Annotated in this window: 1 pseudogene; it reads right to left on the reverse strand. The window is 47.4% G+C overall.

The features are described 5' to 3' along the window. Positions 1–346: pseudogene (locus tag J4G38_RS28475) on the reverse strand (collagen-like protein); the annotation flags it as partial.

A 346-nucleotide genomic window follows, 5' to 3' on the forward strand; every position in this document is an offset into this window, starting at 1 on the left:
ACAGTTCCAATCTTAGGTGTGTATGTCGTACCATCAATGCCTTTAGGTCCTTGGATACCTTCCGGGCCTTGAGGTCCTTCAGGTCCAATTTCGCCTTGTAAACCTTGCTCGCCCTGGATACCTTGAGGTCCCTGAGGTCCTGCAGGTCCAGTTATTCCAGCAGGTCCCTGAATACCTGCCGGACCCTGTTCTCCTTGGGGTCCCTGTGCTCCTCTGATTGCTAAGATTTGCCAGAACTCATCGTCAGCGAAACCTGTTGTAGGTGCTGTATTGGTAGGATTATCTTTCTTACATACATAAGTATTACCATCTGTATAAGATACATAGTCATTCTTGGTATATGCAG

Source organism: Hymenobacter terricola, assembly GCF_017921975.2.
GTDB classification, from domain to species: Bacteria; Bacteroidota; Bacteroidia; order Cytophagales; family Hymenobacteraceae; genus Hymenobacter; species Hymenobacter terricola.